Raw genomic sequence first — 24381 nt, 5'->3', positions numbered from 1 at the left:
TTTTCACCACGAAGGCACGAAGAACACGAAGTTTTTATTCTATTTTTTCTTCGTGAACTTCGTGTCTTCGCGGTGATTAATCAAGCTGCCTCTGTAAAAACTCAATCGCCTGCTGCTGCGACATATTTTGTTGCTCCAGCTCATTATGGCGTAGCGGTTTGACGCTGACCTCGCCACGACTGACTTCATCGTCGCCCAGAATGATCGCAAATTCGGCACCGCTTTTGTCGGCTTTTTTAAACTGGCTTTTAAAGCTGCCGCCACCGCAATTCACCTGCAATTTCAAGCCGGGAATCTCATTCCTGATGGTCTCGGCAAAGCGCATGCCTTCCTGCTCCGCGGTTTCGCCGACTCTAATCATGTAGACATCAACAACGCCAGCAAGCTGCACACACTCCAGTGTTTCCATCAAAGCCAACAGGCGCTCCATGCCCATCGCAAAACCGACCGCATGATTGGGCTTGCCGCCCAGCTGCTCTATCAGTCCGTCGTAACGTCCGCCCGCACAGACCGTGCCCTGCGAACCCAGTTCGTCGGTGACCCATTCGAATACGGTCTTACTGTAATAATCCAGGCCACGCACCAAGCGGGAATTGAGCTCGTAACCTATGCCCAGATCATCCAATATTGCGGTTATCGCGTTGAAATGCTGACGACTGTCATCGCCCAGATAGTCTGTCAATTCCGGTGCATTAGCCACAACCTGCTGCATCGCCGGATTTTTGGTATCCAGTATCCGTAGCGGATTGGTCTCCAACCGCCGCAAGCTGTCTTCATCCAATTGGTCCAGATGACTTTGAAAATAGCTGACCAGGCTTTCCCGGTAAACGATACGCTCGGCAATCGTGCCTAAGGAATTGAGCTGCAAGCGAACCTTATCGCGAATGCCCAGTTTTTTCCATAGCCGATCCATAATCAGGATCAATTCCGCATCAATATCGGGCCCGGCCATACCATAGGTTTCAACGCCCAGTTGAAAAAACTGGCGATAGCGGCCTTTTTGCGGACGCTCATGCCGGTACATCGGCCCGTAGTACCATAAACGGTGAACCTGGTTGTGCAATAAGCCGTGCTCCAGACAGGCCCTGAGACAACCGGCCGTGCCTTCGGGACGCAGGGTTAAAGAGTCGCCGTTCCGGTCGTCAAACGTGTACATTTCTTTTTCGACGATGTCGGTTACTTCACCGATAGAGCGCTTGAACAATTCGGTTTTTTCCACGATCGGCAAACGGATTTCACTGTAACCGTAAGCGCCAAGCACTTCCCTGATACATTGTTCCGCATATTGCCAGAGCGGAGTCTGCTCAGGAAGCACATCGTGCATCCCGCGAATTGCTTGAATATTATTTGCCATATTTAATTAAGGTTCTGCTGAAGTTAAAAATCTTTAAGCCCGGCGATTTTTTTTGCTTCATTTGAAAGCGGAAATTTTTCCAGCAATAAGTGTTTATATTCCCTGGCAAGCTCCCTGTTACCTATCACCCGCTCGGTTTGCGCCGCAAACCATAAGGTTTCAGGCGTATGCTCGGCAACGCCCAGATAACGCTGCAAAAAACCTTTTGCCGCCCAAAAATCACCGTTGTGATAAGCGATTTTTTGCATTTCCGACAACGCCGGTGCATAAGCGTTATTGAGTTGCAGCGCTTGCCTGAAATAGTTCTCGGCTTGCTGCTTTTGCCCTATGCTCAATGCGCATCGTCCGGCATTCGTTAATGCCAGCCACTGCCTGTCGTTTAACGGATTCGAACTGGCTTCGGACAATAAGTCCATGCCTTGTTCAAAGGCTTTGTGTTCGCAGAGGAAACGGCCAAAATTATTTCTTACACTCAAATCATCAGGCGCTAAATCCAGCGCAGTCTGATAATGCTCTTTGGCATTATCGGGCTGATTTAATTTTTCATACAAAAAAGCCAGCGCGTTATGCGCCTGGGCATTATCCGAATTATTTCTTACTGCCTGCAGCAAGTTCTCTTTAGCCAACTCCAGCTTATTCATGCTTAGATAGCGTACCCCGAGCTGCAAATGCACGTCGTCGGCATTATTACTTTTAATGTCGCTTGCTGAGCTGCAAGCAACCAAAATCATAACGAAAAAGCCAAACGCAAATCGATTAATCGCTCTTGATAAATCAAGCGGCACGTTCGGAGCCTGCCGGATGAAGTTTTAGGTGCCTGCGGCTTTTATCCTTAACTTGCCCGACCAACTGACCGCAAGCAGCATCAATATCTTCGCCGCGCGTCTTTCTAACCGTGGTGACAATACCTGCATCATTTAACAGCGTTTTAAACCGGTTGATCGCTTCTTTGCTCGAACAACGATAAGCCGAGTTAGGAAACGGGTTAAACGGTATTAAATTGATTTTTGACGGCACCGTTTTTAATAGTTTGATAAGTCCCCGCGCGTCCTGCACCGAGTCATTAATGCCATCAAGCATCACATATTCAAATGTAACCGTGCGCCGCGGCGCCAGTTTTGCGTTATCCCGGCACGCTTCCATTAATTCCTTCAACGGATATTTTTTATTGATCGGGACCAGTTCATCCCTTAATTCATCGGTCACTGCATGTAACGATACCGCAAGACTGACATCGCAGACTTGGGTTAAACGATACATGGCCGGCACTACGCCTGAAGTACTGACAGTCACCCGGCGCTTGGACAGCCCGAAGGTAAAATCATCCATCATCAGATTCATGGCCGCGACTACATTGTCGAAATTAAGCAGCGGTTCGCCCATGCCCATCATGACGACATTGGTAATCCTATTTTCCGGCCCCAACCTTTTTTGCGCGACGAATAATTGGCCGATAATTTCAGCCGTAGTCAGGTTGCGGTTAAATCCTTGCTGGGCGGTAGAACAAAAAGTGCAAGCCAACGCGCAGCCGATTTGCGATGAAACGCATAAAGTGCCGCGTCCCTCTTCAGGAATAAAAACCGTTTCTATCCGGTTGCCGCAATGGGTTTGCATGACCCATTTACAGGTACCGTCCGTTGCGACTTTTTCAAGCACGATTTCAGGCGTTGCTATGTAGCAGTTTTCAGTTAAATAAGCGCGCAATGACTTGCTCAAATTGGTCATCAGGTCGAAGTCTTCGACGCCTTCCTGATAAATCCATTTGAGCAACTGCGTCGCCCGGAAAGGCTTCTCGCCTAACTCGGCAAAAAAGGCCGCAAGGCCTTTTCTGTCGAAATCGAGCAAATTGATGGTTTTGGTATTAACGGGTTCTAGCACAGATTTCATTGTCGGAGAAAAAGTAGGCAATTTCCCTTTGAGCGGTTTCGACAGCATCTGAACCGTGTACGGCGTTTTCATCGATGCTGCTGGCAAAATCGGCGCGGATAGTTCCGGCAGCCGCTTCTTTCGGGTTGGTTGCACCCATGATTTCGCGATGCTTAAGAACCGCGTTTTCACCTTCAAGCACTTGCATGATCACAGGGCCTGAAATCATGAATGCGACTAAATCATTAAAGAAGCCGCGCTCGCTGTGTTCCGCATAAAAACCTTCGGCTTGCTCTTTGGTCAGGTGCAGCATTTTTGCGGCAACGATTTTCAAATCGTTTTTTTCGAAACGGCTGTAAATTTCGCCGATTACATTTTTTGCTACAGCGTCAGGTTTAATGATTGAGAAAGTGCGTTCGATTGCCATTGTTAAGGAAACTCCAGATTGAAAAATAGTAAGGATTGTGGATTATAGCCGATTGGCGGCCGTTATTGTAATCGCTTAGCCATTAACGCTAAGGCAAATTGTCGATTTCAGCGTTTTCTTTTTTTACCGACATCAGGTCTTTTCTCGATACGCCCAACCACAGTACGATAGGGCTTGCGACCAGCACCGACGAATAAATGCCGAACAAGATACCGATAGTCAGCGCCAGCGCAAAATTATGCAGCGCTTCGCCGCCGAAGAAAAACATCGCCAACACCATCATCTGCGTCATAAAGTGCGTAATAACGGTACGGGACATTGTTGTCGTGATCGCGTTATCGATCATTTCGGGAACGGTCGCTTTGCGCATCTTATGGAAATTTTCCCGTACCCGGTCGAATACCACGACCGATTCGTTGACCGAATAGCCTAATATCGCCAGCACGCCGGCCAGCACTGATAGCGTGAATTCCCATTGAAAAAACGCGAACATGCCGAGAATAATCACGATGTCGTGCATGTTTGCGATAATAGCCGCCAACGCGAAACGCCACTCGAAGCGAATGGCCAAATAAGACATAATCCCCGCTACGACTAAAAGTAGAGCCAATCCGCCGCTTTCAAACAATTCCTGGCTGACTTGCGGCCCGACAAACTCGACGCTACGTAACACGACACTAGGATCTTGCTCTTTCAGTTTTGCCAATATCACCTCGCTTAACTTGATGTCGTTGGTTTCAGGCTTCATCGGCAAACGGATTAACACTTCCTTTACGGTGCCGAAATTCTGCACCGAAAATTCGGATAATTTTTGATCTTCCAATACTTTTCGAACCGCTTCGATGTTGGCCGGCTGATTGTAGCCGACTTCGATTTGGATACCGCCGGTAAAGTCCAGGCCGAAATTAAGCCCCTTAAAGCCTAAGGCCAGTATCGCCAAAATAAAGGTAACTAGCGAAATGGTCGTGGTAATCCGACCATAGCGCATAAACGGAATATCGTGTTTAATTTTAAAAAGTTCCATTGAGTCCTCGAATATTATGTTCAGATAGCCAACTTATCCAACTTACGCTGCCTACCATAGGTGATATTGACCAACGCTCTTGATACTACAACCGCACTGAACATGGAAGTTAAAATTCCGATACACAGCACTAGCGCAAAACCGCGGATGGGGCCGGACCCCAACCAGAATAACGCGATGCCGGCAATCAAGGTCGTGATATTGGAATCGAAAATAGTCGCAAAAGCCCGCTCATAACCGGTATAAATGGCAGCGTTAGGCGTCATACCGAGCCTGAGTTCCTCGCGTATTCGCTCGTTGATCAGCACATTGGCGTCGATGGCCATGCCCACGGTCAGCGCAATGCCGGCCATACCCGGCAGCGTTAACGTGGCTTGCAGCAGGGACAGCACCGCAACCAACATCAACACATTCATGCCCAACGCGACGATGGAAAAAAGACCGAACACGCGGTAATAGACGATCATGAAAAACGCGACCGCTATGAAGCCATAGACATTGGAATTGATACCTTTGCCGATATTTTCTTGACCCAGGCTTGGGCCGACGGTGCGCTCTTCGACGATGTCGACCGGAGCCACCAACGCCCCCGCTCTCAACAATAACGACAAATTACGCGCTTCCTGCGGACTGTCTAAACCGGTAGTCTGGAACCGATGACTGAAAACACCCTGGATAGTCGCGACGTTGATGACTTTTTCAACTTTCTCTTTATGACGGACTTTTTGGCCGTTCACGACTTTGGTTTCAACTTTATATTCGATGAACACCACTGCCATCGGCTTGCCGATATTAGCCTGGGTCAATTTACCCATTTTGGCCGCACCGACGCCGTTTAGGGAAATATTAACCGAAGGCCTGCCATCCTGATCAACGCCGGAAGAGGAATCGACGATTTGATCGCCGGTCACGATAACCCGTCGATCCAACAGGATAGGATTGCCGTTACGCTCGGTATACAAGCGGCTGCCGACCGGAACATGGCCTTCGACCGCTTTTTGCACATCGTGTTCGACATCAACCAGACGGTATTCCAGAGTAGCCGTTGTGCCCAAAATTTCTTTGGCGCGAGTTGTGTCTTGCACGCCAGGCAATTGCACTACAATGCGGTTTTCACCCTGCTGCTGAATTACCGGCTCCGCAACACCTAATTCGTTGACGCGATTACGCAAAGTCGTCATGTTTTGCGCTACGGCAAATTTCTTAATATCCCGCACTTCTTTTTCGGAAAGCTTCAACCAGACTTGATCTTGTTCTTTTGGCTCGGTGACCTCCAAAGTGCGAAAGTCTTTACCTAATAGTTTCAACAACGCCGGTTTGTCATCAGCCGAATTCAGTTTAACCTTAATGAATCCACTGTCTTTAGAAACCGATTGATAACGTATTTTTTCGTTTCTTAACGCCAGACGCACATCATCGTTATAGCGATCTTCAGCTTGCTTAACGGCGGCATCCATGTCCACTTCCATTAGGAAATGCACCCCGCCGCGCAAATCAAGACCCAAATACATGGCTTCCGCTCCCAGAGACCTCAACCATGCAGGCGTGGTAGGCGCCAGATTTAACGCGACGTTATAATCATCGCCCATTTTATCCCTAAGTAAATCCGCTACTTTAAGCTGATCATCGGTACTGCTAAACCGAGCTAAAATATGGCCGTCTTTAAACTCAAACGCCTTTACATTAAATCCGGCCGTTTTAATCACGGATTCGACCTGATTTGCCTGTTCCTGAGTTAATTTTGCAGGGCGTGTCGATGCCACCTGAACAGAGGGATCGTCGCCGTATAAATTCGGCAATGCGTAAATAGTCGAGACCGCAAAAACGATCAGGACCAATAAATTTTTCCAAAGTGGGTAATGGTTTTGCATGTGTTATTCCAACAATTCAACTTTGTCGTAGGATGGGTAGAGGCGGCAGCCGAAACCCATCATAATCAATCGTCTATACGATAGGTTTCGCAATGCTCTACCCATCCTACGCGCAATGACATTAAACTTTAGCGACTTTCTTAGTTATCGCTTTGTAAGTTCCTTTCGGCATCATGGTATCAATGCTATGACGCTGTACTTGAATAAAAGTATTCTCGCAGACTTCAAGCTTGACGAAGTTTTCATCCAGATCAACGACCTTGCCCAAAATACCTCCTGAAGTAACCACTTCAGAACCTTTAGTCATCGCCGCGATCATTTCTTTCTTCTCTTTGGCGCGCTTGGATTGTGGACGCAAAAACAAAAAATAAAAAAACACCAGTATACCCAGTGGAAACAGCATGCCTTCAATACCTGGCGATTGGGCGGCGGGGGCAGCTGCGGCTACAGCATCAGAAATAAAAAAACTCATGGTTATCCTCGGGGGTTATTATTATATAAAAGCGTTGTATTTAAAAAAGTCCGTCATTATGCCACAGTCGGCACGGCTTTTCCTCGTTGTTGATAAAATTGCTTGACAAAAATATCCAGCTCTTGCTTTTCAATCGCATCACGCAAGCCCTGCATCAGACTCAGGTAATAATAAAGATTATGTATAGTATTGAGCCTTGAACCCAGCATTTCCTTGCATTTATCCAAGTGTCTCAAATAAGCTCTTGAATAATTCCGGCAGGTATAACAGCCGCAGGATTCATCCAGCGGACCGGTATCGAACTCATACTGGCTGTTCCTGATCTTTACCACGCCGAACGTGGTAAAAAGATGGCCGTTACGGGCATTACGGGTCGGCATCACGCAATCGAACATATCGATACCGCGCCTGACGGCATCAACCAAATCCTCCGGCGTCCCCACTCCCATTAAATAGCGCGGTTTATCGATCGGCATTTTGCTATGCACCACATCCAGCGTTGCCATCATTTCTTCCTTAGGTTCGCCGACCGACAGACCGCCGATCGCGTAACCGTCGAAACCGATATCCACCAATCCGGCTATCGACTCCTGACGCAAATGTTCATACATCCCGCCCTGCACGATGCCGAATAAAGCCGACTCATTACCTTCATGAGCCGCCTTGCTGCGCGCCGCCCAACGCAATGATAAGCGCATCGAATCGGCCGCTTCATGAACTGTCGCAGGATATGGGGTGCATTCATCGAAAATCATCACAATGTCCGAGCCCAAATCGCGCTGTACCCGCATGGATTCTTCCGGCCCCATAAAAATAGAGCTGCCGTTAATAGGTGATTTGAACGTCACACCTTGTTCGGTGATTTTTCGTAAGGCCCCCAGGCTGAACACCTGAAAACCGCCGGAATCGGTTAATATCGGCTTGTCCCAATGCATAAAATCATGCAAGTCGCCGTGCGCCTTGACTACATCCATGCCGGGGCGCAGCATTAAATGGAAGGTATTGCCCAGAATAATCTGCGCGCCGATGCCGGTCAGTTCATCGGGCGTCAGCGACTTAACCGTTCCGTAAGTGCCGACCGGCATAAAAATAGGCGTTTCAACGATGCCGCGGGCAAACTTAAGCTGGCCGCGCCGAGCATGACCGTCCGTATTGATTAATTTGAATTCCATAAATACTTGAGAACATTAATAAGGCTGGGAATTATCCAGACTTTTTAAGTCAATGTATATGTGAATAAAAGTCTTTTATTCATATACTGCTCAGGGAACAGGCAATCTTAATTATCCAAAAAAGATTTTATAACCACCCATTGAGCATCGATTTCTTGACCGCATATCTTGCGAATATAAATAGTACAACCGAAAATTGAAGCGCAGAACCGACACTTATGCTGTCGTACGGGGAAAAACCGAATCGCTCCGCAATATCCTGTCCCCGTTCTGGGTATCGACGGTCACTATTTAGGTTTGATGCGACCGAGGTACTTTGTCTAAAGTTGAGAGCTTTCACGCATAAAAAAGGCTGGATACTCTCCAGCCTTTTTCGTTTGTTACTGATTAATGCAACAGCCCCTGCAATAATCCATTCAACTTATGCACAAAAGCCGCCGGATCGTCCAGCTGTCCGCCTTCGCTCAGGATGGCTTGATCGAACAGGATATGAGCCAGGTCGGCAAAACGATTGTCGTCTTGCTCTTCTTTCATTTTAACCACCAACGGATGGGTCGGATTAAGTTCGAAGATCGGCTTTCTGCCCATTCCCATGCCCAAGCCTTGTCCGGCTTCCTTCATGATTCTTTCCATGTTCAGGCTCATGCCGTAGACATCGGCGACCAAGCAGGCGGGCGATTCGGTCAAACGATGGCTCAAGCGCACTTCGCTGACTTTATCGGCCAGTACGTCTTTAATCTGCTTGAGTATCGCTTCAAAATCCTTGTTCACTTCTTCCTGGGCTGCCTTGTCTTCTTCGGCATCCAAAACACCCAAGTCCAGATCGCCTTTGGCAACGGACTGTAAATGCTTGCCGTCGAATTCGTCCAGGTTAGACACCAGCCATTCGTCGATACGATCCGATAATAATAAAACCTCAATACCTTTCTTACGGAAAATTTCCAGATGCGGGCTGTTTTTGGCCGCCGAGAACGTGTCTGCGGTGACATAATAAATCTTGTCCTGCCCTTCTTTCATGCGGCTGACATAAGCTTCCAAAGAAACTTCCTGTTTGTCGGTGTCGGCATGCGTTGAAGCAAAGCGCAACAGTTTGGCGACACGCTCTTTATTGGCATGATCTTCAATCGGGCCTTCTTTGATAACCGCGCCGAATTGGGACCAGAACTTTTCGTATTTTTCCGGCTCGGTCTTGGCCAAATCTTCCAGCATGCCTAACACTTTTTTAACGGCGCCTGACTTGATGGTGCTGATTTGCTTGCTTTGTTGCAGGATTTCCCGCGATACGTTCAGCGGCAGGGAGTTGGCATCGATAATACCCCGGATAAAACGCAGGTAACGCGGCATCAACTGCTCGGCATCGTCGGTAATAAACACTTTGCGTATGTACAGTTTTACGCCGTGTTTGGTATCCCTGTCCCACATGTCGAACGGTGCCCGCGACGGCACATAAAGCAGCAAGGTATATTCATTGGTGCCCTCGACTTTGCTATGCACATGGGTTAACGGGTCTTGGAAATCATGGCCAACATGTTTGTAGAATTCGTTATATGCTTCATCGGAAATTTCCTGACGCGCTTTGGTCCATAATGCGGAAGCCGAGTTAACGGTCTCTTCGACAATCTCCACCGGCTTTTTCTCTTCGCCTTCTTCTTCCTCATCCATAGATGGCGCAACTTCTTTGTCCATCACGATAGGCAGGGAAATATGGTCGGAAAATTTTCTGACGATAGAGCGGATACGGTAGCCGTCCAGAAACTCGCTTTCGGCTTCTTTCATATGCAAGACGATTTCGGTTCCACGTTGGGCTTTTTCTACGGATTCGAGTGTGTAATCGCCCTCGCCCGCCGATTCCCAACGCACACCTTCGCTCTTGTCGGCACCGGCCTTGCGAGTGATTAAAGTCACTTTATCGGCAACGATAAATGCCGAATAAAAACCCACGCCGAACTGGCCGATCAATTCGCTGTCTTTGGCTTGGTCGCCGGTTAATGCTTGAAAAAACTGTTTGGTGCCTGATTTTGCGATCGTTCCGATATGTTCCTGAACTTCCGCACGAGTCATGCCGATGCCATTATCGATAATGGTGATAGTGCGTTTTTCTTTATCGTATTCCAGACGGATTTTCAGCTCACTATCGCCTTCATACAATTTGTCATTAGATAGTGCCTCAAAACGCAGTTTATCCGCTGCATCCGACGCATTGGAAATCAATTCCCGTAAGAATATTTCCTTGTTACTATATAACGAGTGAATCATTAAATGCAGAAGGTGCTTAACTTCAGTTTCAAAGCCTAATGTTTCTTTTTTTGCTTCAACAGTCATTTTTATCAATCCTGATTAATTATAAGATTAACGCCAATATTGGGACTCGTTGGTTTTTTTCAAGGCCAAACCAGACAGATGAAATATAAGATTAATTCTTTATGGCAATAAACCTCGCATCAAAAAAAATATTGGTTGTCGAAGATCAAGCGATCATGCGCGAAACCATTAAACATATCCTGGGTTCATTTGGCGCCCGGTTTATTGTTGAGGCGGAATCCGGCATCAATGCAATAACGGCGATGAGAATCGACAGGTTTGATATTGTGCTCTGCGATTACAATCTGCTTAGGGGAAAAAACGGTCAGCAGGTTCTGGAAGAAGCCCGGCACCTTAAATTATTACCGGTTAAGACTATTTTTATCATGGTTACGTGTGAACAAAGCCAAGAGATGGTGCTTACCGCTATCGACAACAAGCCCGACGACTATCTGATAAAACCCTTTAACCGGCTGCAGCTGTTAAGCCGTATTGAACGATGCTATGCCCGCAAAAAATACTTGGCCAGCATAGAAAATGAAATAGACAACGGCAACCTTTACCTGGCTATACAGAATTGCGAAAAGCTGCTCAAGCTCGATGACAAAAAGATGCGCTTGCAATTATTAAAAATACACGCCGAACTGACCATTAAGGTTGGCGACTTTAAAAAGGCCGAAGAGATTTACCAAAGCATTCTGCAAGAAAGAGAACTGCCCTGGGCCAGATTGGGATTGGGGGTGGTTGCTTTTTTTCTTGGCTATTACGATCAAGCGATCAAGACTTTTCAGGATCTCATTGAACAGTATCCGGTAATGTTGGAGGCTTATGATTGGCTGGTAAAAGCGCACGAATCCATGGGTAATGATGAACATGCCGTATCATCGCTTAATTCAGCTGTTACGCTTTCGCCTATGTCCATCTTAAGGCAAAAAAAGCTGGCCTTGCTCGCTGACAAAACCGAAAACTTCGCTGTTGCCAAAAGAGCCTACACCGCCACCATAAAACTAGGCAAAAACTCCATACATGGCTCATCGGCCGACTATGCGGGATTGGCCAATGTCCATTTAAAAAGCAACGCCGCCAACGAAGCGCTAAAGATATTGTATGAACTGAATCAACAATCTCACAATGATCCTGAAGCAAAAATCCGGGCTGCCCTATTAGAAAACGAGATTCACCAGACTAAAGGCAACAAGGCGCTAGCTCAACAAGCTTATGACAAAGCGTTTAAGCTAAACGAACAATTTAATAATCAAATAACCAGAGAATTACGCCTGGAAATGGCAAAAGCTTTTTACCTGAATAGAAACGGCGAAATTTGCGATGAGATTCTTAATGATTTAATTAAAACCAATATTGATGATAAGCTTTTTATCAAAGATATTGTAACGATGTGCAACGCCATTATCGGCGAAAACCATGCCGAAACGCTGATTCAGCATATCAAGAAAGAGCTGGTCGACATCAATAATAAAGGCGTGAGCCTGTTCCAGGAAGGCGATATTAAAGGAGCTCTCGCAGTCTTTGAAAGGGCGATTGCAAAAATGCCGGATAATCAAACGATCATTCTAAACATGATAAAAATCATTATTCATGACATTAAAACATCTAAATCCGACCCTGAAAAAATCATCAGCGCCCAGTCCTATATCAATAAAGCCATTCAAATAGGCATACCCCACAATCAAATCAGTGGTCTCCAAATAGAGCTGGACACTATTCAACATAAAAACCAACCAACCTAATCCGCCAAGATGCACAATACACATATGTCTTCAATCGGTTTTCCTGCCATTTTGGCTTCTTCAGTACATGATATAAAGAATTCATTGACAGCTCTTCGGGCGCTGCTCAGCCAATTGGAAAATGTCTACCAAGATCCAAAACCGACTGAGTTCAGGCAACTGGAATTTGAAACCAATCGGATGAACAATTGTCTGATGCAGTTATTGACCCTTTATAAAATCGATTTATCCCAATTCAGCCTGACTATAGACGAACATAGCGCCGCTGACATATTGGAAGATGTCATCGCCCAGCAATCTACTTTATTATCCTTAAGCAGCATTGAACTTATTACCGAATGCCATGATGAACTATTTTGTTATTGCGACGACTCCCTGATCAGCAACGCCCTCTGTACGCTGGTCAATAACGCACAGCGTTATTGCAAGAGTAAAGTTATGCTTTCTGCCGCCCAGGAAGATAATTATATTGTTTTCTGTATTGAGGATGATGGCATGGGCTATCCGGAAAGTCTTATGTCGTCGGACTACAAGCAACTTCCCCAGCTTGATATGTCTAACGGCAATACCGGATTGGGTTTGTTTTTTACTGAGACCATCGCACAATTACACATCAAAGGTGATAAGCGAGGCTTTATTATGACTGACAATAATAGCCAGTTTGGCGGGGCCAGATTTAAACTGTATTTACCGTAACTGCTGATGAAAATGCCGCCCCTCGCCTATGCCCTTGTAGGCGGCAAACATCAGGCAAACGGCCAGTAAAGTTTCCCACGGCTCTCCTTGCTGCCGGCCTTTAATCTGCCGGTCCGCCTTTGCACTCAACGTCAATATGCTGTTGAGGTCACTATCAGCCAGCCTGTTCAGCGCATCACTAACCAGTTGCTGGCGCTTGTCCCAAATCTGGTTGTTTTTAAAGACCAATGCCCTGTTTTGCCCTTGAGCTAACGCCTGCTTAATCCTGATTAATGCACGGGCTTCCCGCGTCAAAGCCCATAAGACTACCGGAGCCGCAACGCCTTCTGCCTTTAAGCCGGACAATATCTTGAAAATCCGGCCTACTTTGGCTGCCAGTACGCTATCCATCAGCTTAAATACATCGAACCTGGAGCTGTCCGCCACCACATCGAAAATCTGCTGATTGCTGAGGTGACCGGTACCGTATAACACGTACAGTTTCTCTATTTCCTGGGCGGCCGCCAACAGATTGCCTTCAATTCTGGAAGCCAGAATCTTTATACCTTCTGTTTCAGCCTGTAGCCCGCGTCGCTGCATTCTTTGCTGCAACCAGCGAATCAAGTCTTGCCCTTCTAACGGCCATACTTGAATAACGCAACCGACCTTATCCAAAGCCTCAAACCAGCGCGCTTTTAATGAAGCACCTGCCATCTTTGCTGCGGTAATCAGTAACAGCGTATCTTCCGGCAAACGTTCGCAATAGGCGATTAAAGCCTTTGAGCCATCAGCACCCGGCGTGCCGGAAGGCAGTCTTAAGTCGATGATTTTTTTATCGGCAAAAATAGATAACGAACCTGCCGACTCCGTTAATTCATTCCATGAAAATCCGGAGTCAACAACAAGCACCTCGCGACTTTCATAACCCGCTTTTCGCGCCTCGGCCCGGACAGTATCAGCGACCTCGCCCAACTGCAACGGCTCGTCGCCGCTAATAAAATAAACCGGCGCCAAACCTTTTTGCAAGGCCGCAGCTATCTGTTCAGGCTTAAGCCGCATGCTATTTGGTGCCTGCCTCTAATACGACCCTGGCGCGGTTAACGATGGTATGCACTGCTTGTTGATACATTTCATTACGTATCACGCCTTCTTCATTATCCTTGGCGATCACAAATTGCTGATCATTGTAATACTCACGCCTGATTTCAACAGTCTGCCGCGGCATCAAAATGGCATCGACGGCATTAGCAAATTCATAATCCAGGCGATATTCCAGTTCAAACTCATTAGACTTGCCTCGGGTACTCAACGACAACACCCTCCGGTTAAAATCTTCGCTTAATATCTTGATGACAATACCGGCCCCTTTACGAGAAGACGCAAGCTGACCGGAAGATGACTGCATGATCTGGCTGAATTGGTCGCGTAGCGGCCCCGATCCGCCCTCTACAAAAACATTTTTCATACTTGCAGGCAGCTCAAAAGCGCCCCGCAAATGATAGCCGCAAGCGCTCAATAACAAAGCCGCAATAAAGATGACTGCTTTTTTTGTTAACACACGTTCCCCTTAAACTACAACATTGACCAATTTTTTAGGCACCACGATCACTTTCTTGATCGGCTGACCTTCAATAAAGCGCTTGACCTGTTCATCACTCAGCGCCATAGCCTCTATTTCTTCTTTAGATGCATTGACCGATACCGACATTTTGCTGCGCAATTTGCCGTTAACCTGTAGCACCAGCTCCAAGGTATCCTGCTCCAAAGCCGTTGCATCAACTTCGGGCCATGACGCGCTGACTACAGCTTCTTGATGCCCCAAATCCAGCCACAACTGATGGCAGATATGCGGCACAATCGGCGATAGCATCAACACAATGGCTTCCAACACTTCCTGCCGGACCGCCTTGCCGTTGTCGGAGTCATCAACAAATTTGGACAAAGTGTTGATCAGCTCCATGTTCGCCGCAATCACGGTATTAAAAGTATAGCGTCTGCCAAAATCATCGGTCGCTTTCTGGATAGCCAGATGCAGTTGCCGGCGCACAGCCTGCTGCTCAGAGGTTAAAGCTTGTTTATCCAGCGGCACCGTGGAACCACCGGCTTCACAATGCAGATAAGCCTGTTTCCAAAGCCGCTTCAGGAACCTGAATGCGCCTTCTACGCCACTGTCGGACCATTCCAGCGATTGTTCCGGCGGCGCGGCAAACATGATAAACAAGCGCACAGTATCGGCGCCGTATTGATCAATCAGGCCTTGCGGATCAACCGTATTGCCCTTGGATTTGGACATTTTGCTGCCGTCTTTCAGCACCATGCCTTGGGTCAACAGCTTTTTAAACGGCTCGTCGCAAACCAGCAAGCCTTCATCACGCAACAATTTGGTATAAAACCGCGCATACAACAAATGCAAAATAGCATGTTCGATGCCGCCGATATAATGATCGACCGGCAACCAATATTTGGCGCTTTCATCGAGCATCCTGTCTGGGTTATTGCCTGCGAAGCGTGCAAAATACCAGGATGATTCCATAAAAGTGTCGAACGTATCAGTTTCCCGGCGCGCCGCTTTGCCGCATGATGGACAAGTCGTATGGGAGAAAGTCGGATGCGCCACCAGAGGCGATTGCGAACCGTCAAGTACCACGTCTCTAGGCAGTTCCACCGGCAAATCCTGCTCGGGAACCGGAACCGTGCCGCAGTCGTCGCAATAAATAACCGGAATCGGCGCGCCCCAATAACGCTGACGGGAAACACCCCAGTCGCGCAATCTGAAATTGGTTTTCCGTTGGCCTTTTTGGTCTTTTTCCAGCGCTTCTGAAATAGCTGCAAAAGCTTGTTCGGACGTTAAGCCGTCGAACGCGCCGGAATTTTTCAACACGCCTTTTACGGTATAAGCTTGCTCGGAACAATCGTCGTTTCCGCCGTCTTTGGCGAAAATCACCTGCTTGATCGTGATACCGTATTTCTTCGCAAACTCGAAATCACGTTGGTCATGAGCAGGAACCGACATCACCGCACCGGTGCCGTAACCCATCAACACAAAATTGGCAATCCACACCGGAACCTGTTCGCCGGTGATCGGATGAACCGCTTTGATGCCGGAATCGATGCCGCGCTTTTCCATGGTTTCCATGGCCGCTTCGGAAGTTTCCATCATCTTGCAATCATCGATGAATGCGCGGATCTCGGCATTGGTTTCCGCGGCTTTCAGCGCCAGAGGATGTTCCGCCGCCACGGCAAGATAGGTCACGCCCATCAAGGTATCGGGACGCGTGGTGTAGATGCTCAAAGGCTGATCCGAATCGGGCACCGGAAAATTCATCTCCACACCTTCGGAGCGGCCTATCCAGTTGGCCTGCATGGTTTTGACCTGTTCCGGCCAACCGTCCAGCGTCTCCAACGAAGCTAGCAATTCATCCGCATAGGCAGTGATTTTTAAGAACCACTGGGCGATTTCTTTGCGCTCGACTTGGGTATCGCAACGCCAGCAGCAGCCGTCGATGACCTGTTCGTTAGCCAGAACGGTCATGTCATTCGGACACCAGTTGACCGGCGCGGTTTTTTTATAAACCAGGCCTTTTTCCAGCAACTTCAGGAAAAACCATTGCTCCCACTTATAATAATGCGGATCGCAGGTGGCTAATTCACGGTCCCAGTCATAGCCGAAACCCAGCCGTTTGAGCTGGTCGCGCATGTAGTCGATGTTGCTGTAGGTCCAGTCGGCCGGATGTACGCCGTGCTGCATCGCGGCATTTTCCGCAGGTAGGCCGAACGCATCCCAACCCATAGGCTGCAACACATTTTTGCCCAACATGCGCTGGTAACGGCTGATGACGTCACCAATGGTATAGTTGCGGACATGGCCCATATGCAGCTTGCCGCTGGGGTAAGGAAACATCGACAAGCAATAATATTTATCCTGTGTAGACGATTCCGACACATTAAATACGCCTGACTCGTCCCAGGCGGCCTGTACTTCTTGCTCGATTGCCAAAGGCTTATAATTTTCTTGCATCCTTCTCGTCTTTTACCAGTCAAAAGCGTTAGAATACCGTACAGTTGCTTAAATCTAAAGCGCCATTTTCAGGAGATGAACCCTAATGAATAAAAACAAACTTGTCACCGCCTACACCGATTTCATGAAGCATCTCCATGAAACCATGGAAGATACGCTGCATTCTTTTGCCGAAGCGCTGGAAATTTCAAAAGAAAAAACCAGAAAAGACAGCAATTTGACCAGCGATGAGCTGGACAGGGTTTCAGAGTATGTTAAACGCGACGTTGAACATGCGGCTCAGGGCTTATCAACCGAACAAGACAAGGACTCATTGTCCGAGTGGTTTAAGTTCGATGTTGAATTAATTGAAAACTTCGCGCTGGATGCTTTTTTAAGCGTTGCCGATAAAACCCGTCTGGAGCTGGCAAAACTGGAAGAATTGGCAAAAGCACACACCTACCACAGCGGCGACATTACGGTACCGGGAACTTTTATCTGCGACGACTGCGGCAAAGAAATTGCTTTCAAAACAGCCAGCGAAATTCCCGAATGTCCGCAATGCCACGGCAAAACCTTTATCCGCATTTGATATTACCGGCCCAAGCTTTATAATGAAACTTTCAACTATTTGATTTAACGGGGATAACATGCGCAGAGTCATTTTCAACCAGAAAGGCGGCGTCGGCAAATCTACTATTACGTGCAATTTAGCCGCCATCAGTGCTGTTGAGGGTAAACGCACATTAGTTATCGATCTCGACGTTCAGGGCAATTCAACACAATACCTGCTCGGCAATAAAATCAGCGATAGCGACAAAACTATTGCTCACTTTTTTAAAGACTGCCTGAGCCTGTCCCTGTTTGGCGGCGGCTCATCCGGGTCTGGCCTTGAAAGCGCAATACATGAGACGCCGTTCCCCAACCTGTTTGTGATTCCATCCCACCCCGAACTTGAACCGTTGCAAAGTCGTTTGGAATCGCGGATGAAAATTTTCAAATTAAAAGAAGCGCTGGAAAAACTTGAAGGCTTTGATGAAATTTATATGGATACGCCGCCTATCCTGAACTTCTACAGCCAGTCTGCATTAATCGCTGCCGAAAAATGTTTAATCCCGTTTGACTGCGATACTTTTGCCAGAGAAGCCCTGTATTCATTGATGCAGGTCGTGGCGGAGGTTAAAGCCGACCATAACCAAAATCTTGAGGTTGAAGGCATCATCGTCAACCAATATCAAAAACAAGCCAATATGCCCCGCCAGATAGTTGAAGAGCTTATTGCCGAAGGCCTGCCGGTATTGGCAGCAATGATTTCACCATCGGTCAAGGTCAGGGAATCGCATTCAGAATCCAAACCGCTGGTGCATTACGTCCCCAATCATAAGCTGACTGACGAATACCGTGCGTTGCATGCTGAGATTCATGGCAGTTAATCTGTAACGACTTCATCGTTCCCATTCTCCGGAGACTGTGAAAGTATTCTTAAAAATATGACGCATACTATTTTAGTGACTTGTCAGTCATTGTTTTATTGATCGTGGGAGGGGCTTTAGCCCCGACTTTCGGGGCTAAAGCCCCTCCCACATGAATACTTTCACAGTCTCTCCGGCGTGGGAACGCATCCATTACCGCTCCAGCGGTGCGAGTCGCAGAGCGTCTCCGGTGGTAATGCACCGCACCATTACACTGCATCCCTAACACCATGAACAGCGTTACATCCGACAATCTTAAGCCCTGGCTACTCCCAATCCTGTCCGGCATCCTAATCGGCACCAGTTATATCCCCTTCCCGCCGTGGGCTTCTCTATTTTGTTTTGTACCGCTGTGGATTTTCTGGAACCAGCAAACCCGCTTGAAAGATGTTTTTATCGGTGGATTAATTACTTCTTTCGTATTCACACTGATCGGCTTTAACTGGGTCACATACCTGCTGCATGAATTTGCTCATCTTGACTGGCCTGTAGCGGTCATTGGCATGGTGGTCTATGGCTTGATAGCCCACTTATTTGTGCCGCTGGCCGGTGTATTGTGGTTTTGGGGACGAAAGAAATTTCAGTGGTCAAAGCGGCTGTCGCTGGGACTGATGGCGCTAATCACCATGCTTTGCGAAGCCTACTCGCTGACCCTGTTTGACTGGAACTTCGGTTATTCCTGGTATGGAGCAAATATCCCCGTTTACCATTGGGCCGAAGTGATCGGTTTTAGCGGACTCAGCGCGGCAACACTGCTTTGCAATCTGCCGCTTTATATTGCCTGGGAAAAGCGCAAACAGAACGCCGGTAAAATCCTATTAACAACTGTTGTTACAGGCTTTATCTTGCTGAATGTCGGCGGCCTGTGGCTTAAAAACAGGCTGCCGCAACCGGATGCATCGTTTAAAACACTGTTGATTCAAGCCTATATCGATAACGCCGAAAAACTGGCTGCCGAGCTGGGCAAAGGCTACGGCAAGGAAATATTCAATCGCTATACCGCACTGACCGACAGCGCACTCAAAGCACACAAAGACGACAAAATCGACTTCGCGATGTGGCCCGAAACCGCATTTCCGGCATTGTTAGGCGAGCAATTTAAATTTGATGCTTATCCTGTAGCCCTGGCCCAGTTTCTCCAGCAGCGGCAACTGCCGCTTATTACCGGCGCCTATAGTGTCGATGAATCATCGCGCCTAATCACCAACTCCTTATTTGTATTAAACAAGGATGGCGAAATAGTACCGCCGCATTACAGCAAATCGATATTATTGGCTTTCGGCGAATATATCCCCGGCGAGCAATTCTTCCCAGAAATCCGCAACTGGCTGCCGCCTACCGGACATTTCGCAAGAGGCCACGGCCCGACCAATTTACTGCACTGGAACGGCTACAAAATGGGGGCGCAAATTTGCTACGAAAGCCTGTTCCCACGCTTTTCTCGCTCGCTGGCTGAACTTGGCGCCCAATTCATCATCAATGTAACCAACGATTCCTGGTACGGTGCATGGCAGGAACCTTATCAACATATGTATATGACGCTGGCCCGAGGTGTAGAATTTCGCCGCCCGGTACTGCGCGTCACCAATACCGGCATTTCCACGGTATCGCTGGCATCGGGAGAAATCCTGGAACGCTCTCCTATACATCAGGCTTGGGCAGGCTTATACGAAGTACCTTACCTGAAGAACCCGCCCGCCACTTTCTACCAAAATTGGTTCTGGCTGGTGCCGGGTTTATTATGGGGAGCGTTGGCTTTGTTACTGGGGATTGGTTTTCTAAAACGGTCGAGTAGCAACATTGCTTAGGCTAGCCCAGAGCATCGAATAGCGAATGTTGGGCTTTCTCGCGTCAGCCCAACTTACGATCCTGTTAAGGCTTGTCATTTGAAATCCCGTAGCGGTTAATAGCCTGCCGCTATAACCGATCCAGCGGACTCACCACGCCTTTGCCGCCTTTGTTTAATACATGGGTATAGATCATTGTCGTGGCAACATCGCTATGCCCCAGCAATTCCTGGACAGTGCGAATATCATAGCCCGACTGCAAAACATGCGTCGCAAAGCTGTGTCTTAAAGTATGCGGCGTAGTCGGTTTGGCTATGCCCACCGCTTGAGCCGCCCGCTTAACATACCGCTGCACCTGCTTTTCCTCAACATGATGGCGACGCTCCGAATTGCTGCGCGGATCGATGGAATAATTTTTTGCGGCGAAAACATATTGCCAGCCCCACTCTTTCGAAGCATTGGGGTATTTAATCGCCAACGCATCCGGCAACCACACATCGACCTTGCCCAGAATAACATCCTGCTCATGCCACTCTCGGCGCAACGCCAGCTGCGCGCGCATCGGCTCCACAAGACTTTCCGGCAGCATGGTCACCCGGTCTTTGCCGCCCTTGCCGTCGCGCACAATAATTTCCCTGCGCTCCAGCTCAACATCTTTCACCCGCAAGCGCACCGCTTCCATCAATCGCATGCCGGTACCGTACAGCAACTTGATAATCAAACCGATAGGTTCAGGCGCTAACGATGCTTCATGTAATAAAACTTGTATTTCCTGGACTGTAAGAACCACAGGCAATCTCCGGGGCTTTTTTGAGCGCTCAAAACTATCCAGCCAAGGCAAATCGACCGCCAACACCTCGCGGTACAAAAACAAAATCGCCGACAACGCCTGATTTTGGGTAGAACTGGACACATGCCGTTGCGTAGCCAGATAAGTCAGAAATGCCTCCACCTCAATTGCTCCCATTTCCAAAGGATGTCGCTTATGGTGATACAAAATGAACTGTTTAATCCAGGCGATATAGGTTTTTTCAGTGCTCAGGCTATAGTGTTTAAAGCGAATCTTGTCGCGGACTTGGTCAAGTAATTTCTTGGGCTGCGCCGATGTCGTATTTGTTTGCATGATTTGTCGCCTTAACTTATACTCTAATCATTAAAAACAATAAGATAATTTTAATTGAAAATGATTATACGACAACATGAATTTTTTATACGATAAATGATGTCGTATATATTACGTTATACATCTTCAATATAGTGCTTAAGCGCGGCTTTAAAATGCTCGGTTGGGTCGCCATAACCAAACCCGACATAAGCGCCTACCACGTCATTTAAAGTTACCCAGTTTGTGGCTCTGGACTCCAGTCCATCAAGCAGCGACTGGAGTCTAACCTTTTCGGCTTTATGTTTTTGGTCTAGTGTCATAAAAATGTATAACTGTCAGGTCAATGGGACGCGCCTAAAGTTCAGCGCGTCGCTCAAGTTCAATCGTGCGCGCCCTTTACCAGGGCGTTAGATCCACCTATTTAGGGTTGCTTGCACTCTATCCAGTCAGTGAATTTGCTGCATTCAAATAGCCCGGAGAAGCCGTGTACCCACAGTTTCCCATCGCTCATTTTCTCGACTTTTAGTGGGATTCTGTCAGGTATGCTTTTGCGAGTCCACCATCCTTCGTGTGTAGGTTGATCTAACCCGTCAGTCAACTCGGACTGGCCGACCTGTAGCGGGTTTGTATTTTCGTTTGTGATCATAAATCCTCGCTTCGTTTAGGGTTTGTCACCGGCCAGCCGGTTACTTTTTGCGTTAGATATCCCATGTCTCGATCCATTTTGCTTAAAATTTTCAAGTGGCTTGCGGTTACGATCACTATCCTTACTTTACTTCTCGTAGTGGCCATCACCGTTTTCATATGGCAACGCCCATGGATACCCTTCCTTGACGACGGTCCTTTTAAGGGGCAACCAATCCAAAGCCTCCCGAAAACTGCGCCCCTGCAAGTGTTTCCAGTACGAGATTTTGTCCTTGAAGTTTATGCACCACTATCGAAGGAACAAGCACCTATCGTATTGCTACGAACCCAAGACAAGCGGGTAAAATGGGCTGTTCATGCGGAGGGAATGGAAAATACACATGTGTCATCGCTAAAGTTCATTGATTACCGAACTATTTTCGGTACGACGGTTCGAGGCACAGTGCAGTGGACTTATGGATATGAGGCAATGTGGTGGATGATTGGTCGTGATGGTTCATTAAAAGAATACTGGTACTCATGGTAACCACCAAAACGTCCCTAACATTGCGCTCAACCGGAGCGCGGTTACAATGCAGTTTTATTTTTTCAGCTTTCCGGGCCGCGCCCCGGTTAGCTCTACGTTAGGCAACATTCCATGAGCATAGTCCGCGAATTCCTCACCGACGATACTGAGCCAGTCAATCTCATCATGACCACCTGCACTCAGGAACTTCGAAAGGTTTATGGCCCCAAGCCGGCTACAAAAAGGGTTTCCAAAATTCAGCCGAACTCATCGCGAATCGTAGCTGTTAGCCCAAAAGACACGGTTGTTGGTGTCGCCGAGTGTATCCATCGCGAGTTGGCCCTTTACGTGCAGGGCATTGCGGTAGCTCCAACGTATCGACGGCGCGGTGTGGCTACCGACTTGCTTGCTCACTGCAACTCGCTCGCTGCCGATGCCGGGCTAAATGTCTTGGAAATCGCCACAATCAAGGAAACTGGGAATGCCGAGTTATTTTGTCGCCTTGGTTTCTTTGTCATTGATGAGCGTGTTTCGGATCACTTCTGGCACCACGATAAGCAGCCAGTTACTGAAGTTACGCTTAGGCGCCATGTTACCTAACATCACAATCCACCGGACCTCCGGCAAGCTGCGCTTGCCTACGTCCGGTGATTTACAACGTTAGGCCCATGCTGCAACCAACTTACTATCCTAGGAACTTATGTTAATCAATGTTTTCGAGACCATGACATCGGGCCCGGAGGAGTTCTTCAATCTGTCGGACATGGATATAGAGAAAATGAAATCCGATACCTTGATTGCGTTTCGATACTTCACCAAGCTCAAGGCCCTAGACTTCTTAGCCACGGGCGAGATATATATGGCACATCCTAGTCAATGGGAAGATCCCTTTGAAGGGGAATTATATATGTATTGGGGCCTTATTACGGGAAGGGGTCATCTAACGGATCACATGAAATCTCTTTGCCTTTCCGAAGATCCAGAATCCGATTTAATCTGGAAATGCTACTGCCAAGACAACTCCGGAATAAAGATTGGTTTTAAAGTAAACGCCCTAGCCGCGGAAATCAATGCAAATGTTTTGGGTAGAGTTTTGTATATAGACAGAATTAATGCTCTGGACATCATAGATAATCAATTAGAAAAAATTCCAACTAATCATTCCCACAAATTAATTTTTACAAAACAACGAGCATATGAAGGAGAGCGAGAATTAAGAATTCTCAAATTTGACGAAGAAGAAAACGCGAAGAAACCATTTCGCGTCAAGGTCAAATTATCTGATTGCATTGAATCGATCACGATAAACCCCCGAGCAAGTGAAGAGGATGCATCCGAACTCACAGCGGCAATCAAATCTCAGGGATTGGATATGCGCATAAAACAATCCACATATCTGGGCCGAGATTGGGACTATATGCTTACGGCCGCAAGAAAATATATTAGACGGACAACCGCTATGGATACACCCGATGAGGTGTAGATTGCTTGTGCAAGTGAAATGCCACTGGCCTAACAAGTCGGTCAAAGGGACGCGCCGCCATTTGGCGGTTTCGTTTCAGCTCAGTGAGCGGCACGTCCCTTAGCTCTACGTTAGGCTCCACCACCGAAGTGGCTAGGCGGTTGTTGAACATGGTAAACTCACCACTAAATCAAGAGCAGGAAGTAAAGCTATGACCGCCATTACGTTTGATACCTTAAAATATGCCAACACTCTTAAAGCTGCCGGAGTTCCTGTTGCGCAAGCAGAAGCAGAGGCCGTGTGGCACTGTCCGAAGTTCTGGAAGTAAATCTCAAGGACTTGGTCACTAAAGAAGATTTACTGTCGGTTAAAAATGAGCTTCACCGCGATATTGAAGACGTACGCCGTGATATGCGCGAAATGGAACAACGTCTTATCATCAAGCTAGTAGTCAGTCATATTGAAGCGAAGCGATAATTTGTGATATAGCTATTGGCT

At 47.6% G+C, this 24381-nt stretch carries 24 protein-coding genes; 9 read left to right on the top strand and 15 right to left on the bottom strand.

Going from position 1 to position 24381, the window contains the following annotated elements; all coding sequences use genetic code 11:
• Positions 1–76 precede the first annotated feature (76 nt).
• The 9 genes from hisS to htpG all read right to left on the bottom strand — a co-directional run bounded on the left by hisS (position 77) and on the right by htpG (position 10508).
• Positions 77–1354: a histidine--tRNA ligase gene (gene hisS / locus V7051_RS16690; RefSeq protein WP_333876807.1), complete on the bottom strand. Its 1278-nt coding sequence runs from the start codon at positions 1352–1354 to the stop codon at positions 77–79.
• A 23-nt stretch (positions 1355–1377) separates the two neighbouring features.
• On the bottom strand, positions 1378–2139 hold the full coding sequence (gene pilW, locus V7051_RS16685; RefSeq protein WP_333876809.1) for a type IV pilus biogenesis/stability protein PilW: 762 nt from the start codon (positions 2137–2139) through the stop codon (positions 1378–1380).
• Positions 2129–3241, bottom strand: coding sequence for a 23S rRNA (adenine(2503)-C(2))-methyltransferase RlmN (rlmN, locus tag V7051_RS16680; protein WP_333876811.1), 1113 nt, complete (start codon positions 3239–3241; stop codon positions 2129–2131). The genes pilW and rlmN overlap by 11 nt, the downstream gene beginning before the upstream one ends.
• Complete coding sequence (gene ndk / locus V7051_RS16675; RefSeq protein ID WP_104423168.1) at positions 3216–3647, bottom strand: nucleoside-diphosphate kinase; 432 nt, start codon at positions 3645–3647, stop codon at positions 3216–3218. Before ndk ends, rlmN begins: the two co-directional genes overlap by 26 nt.
• A gap of 88 nt (positions 3648–3735) precedes the next feature.
• Complete coding sequence (gene secF / locus V7051_RS16670; protein ID WP_333876814.1) at positions 3736–4671, bottom strand: protein translocase subunit SecF; 936 nt, start codon at positions 4669–4671, stop codon at positions 3736–3738.
• 20 nt (positions 4672–4691) lie between these two features.
• Positions 4692–6542 (bottom strand): protein translocase subunit SecD, encoded by a 1851-nt coding sequence (gene secD, locus V7051_RS16665; protein WP_333876815.1) that lies wholly within the window; start codon positions 6540–6542, stop codon positions 4692–4694.
• A 121-nt stretch (positions 6543–6663) separates the two neighbouring features.
• A complete protein-coding gene (gene yajC, locus V7051_RS16660) occupies positions 6664–7014 on the bottom strand; it encodes a preprotein translocase subunit YajC (RefSeq protein ID WP_333876816.1) in 351 nt (116 codons plus the stop codon).
• A gap of 56 nt (positions 7015–7070) precedes the next feature.
• Positions 7071–8186 carry a tRNA guanosine(34) transglycosylase Tgt gene (gene tgt, locus V7051_RS16655; protein WP_333876817.1) on the bottom strand — a complete coding sequence of 372 codons (1116 nt, stop codon included), beginning with the start codon at positions 8184–8186 and terminating at the stop codon, positions 7071–7073.
• Positions 8187–8573: 387 nt separating this feature from the next.
• Positions 8574–10508: a molecular chaperone HtpG gene (htpG, locus tag V7051_RS16650; RefSeq protein WP_333876818.1), complete on the bottom strand. Its 1935-nt coding sequence runs from the start codon at positions 10506–10508 to the stop codon at positions 8574–8576.
• 101 nt (positions 10509–10609) lie between these two features.
• Between htpG and V7051_RS16645 the strand changes: the two genes are divergently transcribed.
• Positions 10610–12235 (top strand): response regulator, encoded by a 1626-nt coding sequence (locus V7051_RS16645; RefSeq protein WP_333876819.1) that lies wholly within the window; start codon positions 10610–10612, stop codon positions 12233–12235.
• 84 nt (positions 12236–12319) lie between these two features.
• Positions 12320–12931, top strand: a complete 612-nt coding sequence (locus tag V7051_RS16640; protein ID WP_334181160.1) for a sensor histidine kinase — start codon at positions 12320–12322, stop codon at positions 12929–12931.
• On the opposite strand, the gene holA is transcribed toward V7051_RS16640, so the two are convergent.
• Genes holA through leuS form a run of 3 tightly spaced genes read right to left on the bottom strand, consistent with a single transcriptional unit; the run spans position 12923 to position 16928 of the window.
• Positions 12923–13969: a DNA polymerase III subunit delta gene (gene holA, locus V7051_RS16635; RefSeq protein WP_333876822.1), complete on the bottom strand. Its 1047-nt coding sequence runs from the start codon at positions 13967–13969 to the stop codon at positions 12923–12925. The two genes, V7051_RS16640 and holA, sit on opposite strands and share 9 nt — an antisense overlap.
• Position 13970: 1 nt before the next feature.
• Positions 13971–14468 carry an LPS-assembly lipoprotein LptE gene (locus V7051_RS16630; RefSeq protein ID WP_333876824.1) on the bottom strand — a complete coding sequence of 166 codons (498 nt, stop codon included), beginning with the start codon at positions 14466–14468 and terminating at the stop codon, positions 13971–13973.
• Positions 14469–14477: 9 nt separating this feature from the next.
• On the bottom strand, positions 14478–16928 hold the full coding sequence (gene leuS, locus V7051_RS16625) for a leucine--tRNA ligase (protein ID WP_333876826.1): 2451 nt from the start codon (positions 16926–16928) through the stop codon (positions 14478–14480).
• A gap of 85 nt (positions 16929–17013) precedes the next feature.
• Here leuS and V7051_RS16620 point away from each other — a divergent pair, with 85 nt between their 5' ends.
• From V7051_RS16620 to lnt, 3 genes are all read left to right on the top strand, one after another.
• The gene (locus V7051_RS16620) at positions 17014–17499 is read left to right on the top strand and encodes a zinc ribbon-containing protein (RefSeq protein ID WP_333876828.1); all 486 of its coding nucleotides are present in this window, start codon (positions 17014–17016) and stop codon (positions 17497–17499) included.
• Positions 17500–17557: 58 nt separating this feature from the next.
• Entirely contained in the window at positions 17558–18340 is a 783-nt protein-coding gene (locus V7051_RS16615; RefSeq protein WP_305274159.1) for a ParA family protein, read from the top strand.
• 269 nt (positions 18341–18609) lie between these two features.
• Positions 18610–20187: an apolipoprotein N-acyltransferase gene (gene lnt, locus V7051_RS16610; protein WP_333876832.1), complete on the top strand. Its 1578-nt coding sequence runs from the start codon at positions 18610–18612 to the stop codon at positions 20185–20187.
• A 109-nt stretch (positions 20188–20296) separates the two neighbouring features.
• On the opposite strand, the gene V7051_RS16605 is transcribed toward lnt, so the two are convergent.
• The 3 genes from V7051_RS16605 to V7051_RS16595 all read right to left on the bottom strand — a co-directional run bounded on the left by V7051_RS16605 (position 20297) and on the right by V7051_RS16595 (position 21917).
• Positions 20297–21289 carry an integron integrase gene (locus V7051_RS16605; protein WP_333876834.1) on the bottom strand — a complete coding sequence of 331 codons (993 nt, stop codon included), beginning with the start codon at positions 21287–21289 and terminating at the stop codon, positions 20297–20299.
• A gap of 116 nt (positions 21290–21405) precedes the next feature.
• Positions 21406–21591, bottom strand: a complete 186-nt coding sequence (locus V7051_RS16600) for a hypothetical protein (RefSeq protein ID WP_333876836.1) — start codon at positions 21589–21591, stop codon at positions 21406–21408.
• 101 nt (positions 21592–21692) lie between these two features.
• Positions 21693–21917: a hypothetical protein gene (locus V7051_RS16595; protein ID WP_334168759.1), complete on the bottom strand. Its 225-nt coding sequence runs from the start codon at positions 21915–21917 to the stop codon at positions 21693–21695.
• Positions 21918–21980: 63 nt separating this feature from the next.
• Here V7051_RS16595 and V7051_RS16590 point away from each other — a divergent pair, with 63 nt between their 5' ends.
• From V7051_RS16590 to V7051_RS16575, 4 genes are all read left to right on the top strand, one after another.
• Positions 21981–22442 carry a hypothetical protein gene (locus V7051_RS16590; RefSeq protein WP_333876838.1) on the top strand — a complete coding sequence of 154 codons (462 nt, stop codon included), beginning with the start codon at positions 21981–21983 and terminating at the stop codon, positions 22440–22442.
• Positions 22443–22553: 111 nt separating this feature from the next.
• On the top strand, positions 22554–23021 hold the full coding sequence (locus V7051_RS16585; protein WP_333876840.1) for a GNAT family N-acetyltransferase: 468 nt from the start codon (positions 22554–22556) through the stop codon (positions 23019–23021).
• Between the two features lie 100 nt (positions 23022–23121).
• Positions 23122–23904 (top strand): DUF2971 domain-containing protein, encoded by a 783-nt coding sequence (locus tag V7051_RS16580; RefSeq protein WP_333876842.1) that lies wholly within the window; start codon positions 23122–23124, stop codon positions 23902–23904.
• Positions 23905–24183: 279 nt separating this feature from the next.
• The gene (locus tag V7051_RS16575; protein WP_333876844.1) at positions 24184–24360 is read left to right on the top strand and encodes a hypothetical protein; all 177 of its coding nucleotides are present in this window, start codon (positions 24184–24186) and stop codon (positions 24358–24360) included.
• The last annotated feature ends 21 nt before the right edge of the window (positions 24361–24381 follow it).

Source organism: Methylobacter sp., from assembly GCF_036845245.1.
In the GTDB taxonomy this organism is placed as follows: Bacteria; Pseudomonadota; Gammaproteobacteria; order Methylococcales; family Methylomonadaceae; genus Methylobacter_A.
This window is presented reverse-complemented; position numbering and strand designations above follow the sequence as displayed.